The sequence below is a fragment of the Kaistella sp. genome (assembly GCF_049588135.1).
In the GTDB taxonomy this organism is placed as follows: Bacteria; Bacteroidota; Bacteroidia; order Flavobacteriales; family Weeksellaceae; genus Kaistella.
Genome location: NZ_JBAVFG010000233.1, coordinates 1 through 4,588, shown reverse-complemented (window position 1 = coordinate 4,588; position 4,588 = coordinate 1). Strand labels below are relative to the sequence as shown.

The window sequence follows — 4,588 nt, the reverse complement described above, 5'->3', positions numbered from 1 at the left end:
TTTGGTTGTTATTTGTATGTCAATGATCTTTTAATCTCTTCGCTTATATCCGGAAACTCTTTCTGTCGTTGGCTCCGAATTGCGAGTGCAAAAGTATAAAGTTTTTTCTAAGTGACCAAATGTTTCTTAAAGAAATTTAAAAGTTTTTTAACTAACCAATAACTCCCTATTAATAACATTCAATATTCTCCTACTTCGCTCCCCAATCATCTCTCGATTTGGGATTGCAAAGATAAGAAGTTTTTCTTAACTGGCAAGATTTTATTTTAAGAACCCAGATTACATGCATTAAAATTTAATCAATCCCTCTCCTCTAAGTATTCTAAATTCCAAGAAGCCATTTATCTCATTCTTTTAATACTTATTTGTTTGCGGCTTCTTTTTCTACTATTTTTTGTAATTTAGTTCAATTGAAAAAGCGTTAACTATGTTTGCCCTTTCTTGAACATTCTGTCCTTTAAAACCGCACTTCGCCAATACTTTTTCATCAGTCAGAGTATCATAGAATGGCTACCACAAATGAAAAACTCAATCAAATTCATATTTTTATTGGTCTTTATTTCTAATTATTCTTTTGCTCAAAACAATAAAGAAATTGCTTTACAAAAAGGAATGAAAGCTATAAAAATGATGGATAACGGAAAAATTGATGAAAGCATTTTACTTCTACAAGAAGATCAAAAATTAGATTCTGAAAATTTCAATTATCCTTACGAGATTGGTTACGCAAATTATCTAAAAAAAATTATAAAAAGGCAATCGAAATTCTAGAAAAATTGGAAGGATACAAAAATATTAATGAACGACTTTATACACTTTGGGGGAATTCTTATGATATGCTAGAAAACCAAAAAAGCAATAGAAATAGCTGACAAGGGAATTTCTAAGTTTCCAAATAAAGGACTACTCTATCTTGAAACAGGTGTGGTTTACGAATTTGAAAAAGAATACAACAAAGCTGTAGAAACATATCAAAAAGGCATTTCTGTTGAACCAAAATATTCTTCAAATTATTATAGACTTTCAAATTTGTATCTTAATTCAGCAGACATAACCCAGAATTGGTTTATGAAGAAATATTTATCAATCATGAAAGAACGACAGAAAGGGCTAAAGAAATAAGCAAAATAATATTTGTATTGAGTAATCCAAGTACCTTTTTAATTTTATTTTGTACCTTCTATGATTAGAAATATTTTCTATCATGTATTATAGCGTCATCTAAAGTTCATGTATTATCAATTTATTTTGCGATTTTAAATTGTTTGAAAATTAAATGCTGTATATTTGCACCATAATAACGCGGGGTAGAGCAGTAGGTAGCTCGTCGGGCTCATAACCCGGAGGTCGCACGTTCGAGTCGTGTCTCCGCTACTAAATAAAGAGAATCAAGAAATTGGTTCTCTTTTTTTGTGGGGTAATAACGAAGGTTCTAAAGAAAAACGATTTCTTCAAATTTGATCACTTCAAAATGTTCCACAATAAATTCTGGAAGCAATAATTTCAACAGTTCAACAGTATTTGTCATCCTGTAAAAATATTAAAAAACTAATTTCTCCCCCAACTTTTGAGACTGATCCAGCATGATCCGTTGTGTAGAAATTTTACAAAAAAAATCCCTACAAGTATAAACTTATAGGGATCTAAGCGGAGAACTAGGGATTCGAACCCCAGGACCTGTTACAGTCAACAGTTTTCAAGACTGCCGCAATCGACCACTCTGCCAGTTCTCCAATGAAATTGATTTCTCTTTTTCAGTGGTGCAAATATAAAAACCTTTTTGATATTGACCAAATTATTTTCAAAAAAAAATTTAAACCATTCATTATCAAAGTGAAAATTAATTTCTAGCCATTTGTAAACCGAGGTAAACAGCGATTAAACCCACCATAATACTCAATAAAATGTAAAATAACAATACTAGATAATTACCACTTTGCCACAAAGAATAATTTTCAGCGGAAAAAGTAGAGAAAGTGGTGAAGCCTCCACAAAAACCACTAATCAACAGAAATTTCAGATAATTATCAACTCTAATGAAATATGAAGTAAATACTCCAATCAAAAAACAACCAATCATATTGACTACAAAAGTTCCCATCGGAAAAGAATTAATATTCCATAATTTCTGGGTATAATTAGAGATTAGGAAACGCAGCACGCTTCCCAATCCTCCTCCTAGGAATATGTAGAATAAATTTCTCATTTTTCAGATGCAAGATGCAAAATTGCAATAACCCACTTTATCGATAACTATTAACTGACAATCATTAATGAAGTTCGCCTAAATATTTCTCTGCATCCATTGCTGCCATGCAACCACTTCCTGCTGCGGTAATCGCTTGTCTGTAATGACTATCTTGTACATCACCTGCTGCAAAAACCCCTGGCAAATTGGTCTTACTAGAACCTGGAATGGTTTTAATATATCCGTTTTCATCCAAGGTAATTTGATCTTTAAATATGTCGGTATTCGGTTTGTGACCAATTGCGATAAAGATTCCGTGAACGTCGATTTCTGAGGTTTCCTGCGTTTGGTTATTGATGACCACTGCTCTTTCTACCAACGAGTTCTCGCCTTCGATTCCGGTAAGCTCATGGTTGAATTTCACTTCAATATTTGCGGTATTGCTCACTCTGTGAATCATCGCTTTCGATGCACGGAAATGGTCTTTTCTTACCAACATGGTCACTTTATTGCACAATTTCGCTAAATAGGTTGCTTCTTCCGCTGCAGTATCTCCTGCCCCAACTACAACAACATCTTTTCCTCTATAGAAAAATCCATCGCAGGTTGCACAAGCAGAAACGCCACCACCAGAATATTTTTTCTCATCATCGAGACCTAGGTATTTCGCAGTTGCACCAGTTGAAATAATCACTGATTTTGCCAATATTTCTTTTTTTCCTGCCCACAGTTTGTGAATCCCACCAACTTCCTGAGAGAATTCGGCTTTAGTAATCATTTCGTAATGAACTTTGGTTTCGAATCTTTCGGCTTGTTTTTGCAAATCCATCATCATTTCCGGACCAGTAATTCCGTTCGGATATCCAGGGAAATTATCGACTTCGGTCGTGGTGGTTAATTGTCCGCCTGGTTCAAGACCTGTGTATAATTCAGGTTTCAAGTCAGCTCTTGCCGCATAAATTGCAGCTGTAAAACCGGATGGTCCGGAACCTACGATTACGCAGTCTAAAATATGGTCTTCCATTATATAAAATTAGATTTAAAATTAATTTTTAAAGTTTTCAAAAATCGTGATTTATTTCGGGTTAGCGAATTTTTTGATGATGAATTTTGTCAATGTAAAGGATTTGAATTTTTTCTAAAAATTTCTTTGGACTATAAAATTACTAATCCAGCTAGAGCGGAAACTCTTATTTATTGTTACCACAAGAACAATAAATACATCCCTTCAAAGGACAGAACTTATACCTTTACTTTATACTGATCGATATGTAAAATCTTGTACACCATCTCTTTCAGCAGTTCACTATCCGTCATATTGATCGCGCCCAAACCTTTGCTTTTAAGATCGATTTCCCGTAAAATAGAAATGGCTCGTGTACAATGTTTAAGGTTGTAGAATCGTGCTGCTTCTGCATAGTCTTTCAAAAAATAAGGATTCACCCCCATCGTGGAAGCTTGATTTTGTGGCGATTGTCCAGCCATGGTATGAAAGATGACGAGGTTCGAAAAGAAATTGTACAAATTACCAGTAGTCATTACAAATGGATTTGCTTTCGGGGATTTTCCGATAAAGTGTGCGATTTTGAAAGCATTAATTTCATCCTTTTTACCAAGTGCTTTGATGAGTTCGAAAACATTGAAATCCTTGCTGATTCCGATATTTGTTTCGATCATTTTTTCATCCAAAACTTCATTATCTTTCAGAATCATTTTGAGTTTCAGCAATTCATTGGAAATCCGCGACAAATCGGTTCCTAAATATTCTGCAAGAATTGTCGGTATATTGGGTTTGGCTTGAAGTCCTAAAGTTTTGAGTTCAGAATCGATCCATTTTGAAATATTATAATCCTTCACTTTTTCACTCAAAAAAATCATTTTTTTCTGCGTGAGTGTTTTGGTGAATGCTTTTCGGGCATCTACTTTTTTGTATTTGTAGGCGATGACCAAAAGTGTGGATTCAACGGGATTTTCGACGTAGAGTTTCAAAGCATTACTTTCTGCTTCGGTGAGCACGATGTCCTGAGCTTCTTTTACGATGATCACTTGCTTGTCGCCCATCATGGGAAATTGTCTTGCAAGAGAAAGCACTTCAGAAAAAGTGGTGTCTTTTCCGTAAACGACGGTTTGGTTAAAGGCCTTTTCATCTTCTTCTAAAACATCGTTTTCAAATGACTTGAGGGCCACGTCCATAAAAAAAGGTTCTTCACCATGGAAAAAATAAATCGGCAAAAGCTCTTTATTTTTAATATTTTTGAGGATTAAATCTAATTCTTTCATAAATGGAACTTCCGAAACTGAATTTTAATGAGGACTTTAATTTTGAAATCAAGAGAGACAAAGATAAGTTTTTTATTTATGATTTGGTTCGAAAGTCTTGGTTTCTACTCACCCCCGAAG

4 protein-coding genes, 2 tRNA genes and 1 pseudogene are annotated in these 4,588 nt (G+C 34.3%); 3 read left to right on the top strand and 4 right to left on the bottom strand.

Annotated features, from left to right (window positions below; translation table 11 throughout):
* The first annotated feature begins 519 nt into the window (after positions 1-519).
* Together WBY99_RS12485 and WBY99_RS12480 are read left to right on the top strand one after the other, a co-directional pair.
* On the top strand, positions 520-771 hold the full coding sequence (locus tag WBY99_RS12485) for a hypothetical protein (RefSeq protein WP_423976662.1): 252 nt from the start codon (positions 520-522) through the stop codon (positions 769-771).
* Positions 772-1,301: 530 nt separating this feature from the next.
* Positions 1,302-1,374: transfer RNA gene (locus WBY99_RS12480), tRNA-Met, on the top strand.
* 274 nt (positions 1,375-1,648) lie between these two features.
* Here WBY99_RS12480 and WBY99_RS12475 read toward each other — a convergent pair.
* From WBY99_RS12475 to holA, 4 genes are all read right to left on the bottom strand, one after another.
* Positions 1,649-1,733, bottom strand: a tRNA-Ser gene (locus WBY99_RS12475).
* A 107-nt stretch (positions 1,734-1,840) separates the two neighbouring features.
* On the bottom strand, positions 1,841-2,206 hold the full coding sequence (gene crcB, locus WBY99_RS12470; RefSeq protein ID WP_423976661.1) for a fluoride efflux transporter CrcB: 366 nt from the start codon (positions 2,204-2,206) through the stop codon (positions 1,841-1,843).
* Between the two features lie 64 nt (positions 2,207-2,270).
* Complete coding sequence (trxB, locus tag WBY99_RS12465) at positions 2,271-3,212, bottom strand: thioredoxin-disulfide reductase (protein ID WP_423976660.1); 942 nt, start codon at positions 3,210-3,212, stop codon at positions 2,271-2,273.
* A gap of 218 nt (positions 3,213-3,430) precedes the next feature.
* Positions 3,431-4,468 (bottom strand): DNA polymerase III subunit delta, encoded by a 1,038-nt coding sequence (holA, locus tag WBY99_RS12460; protein WP_423976659.1) that lies wholly within the window; start codon positions 4,466-4,468, stop codon positions 3,431-3,433.
* Positions 4,469-4,470: 2 nt separating this feature from the next.
* Between holA and WBY99_RS12455 the strand changes: the two are divergent.
* Positions 4,471-4,588: pseudogene (locus WBY99_RS12455) on the top strand (type I restriction enzyme HsdR N-terminal domain-containing protein); the annotation flags it as partial.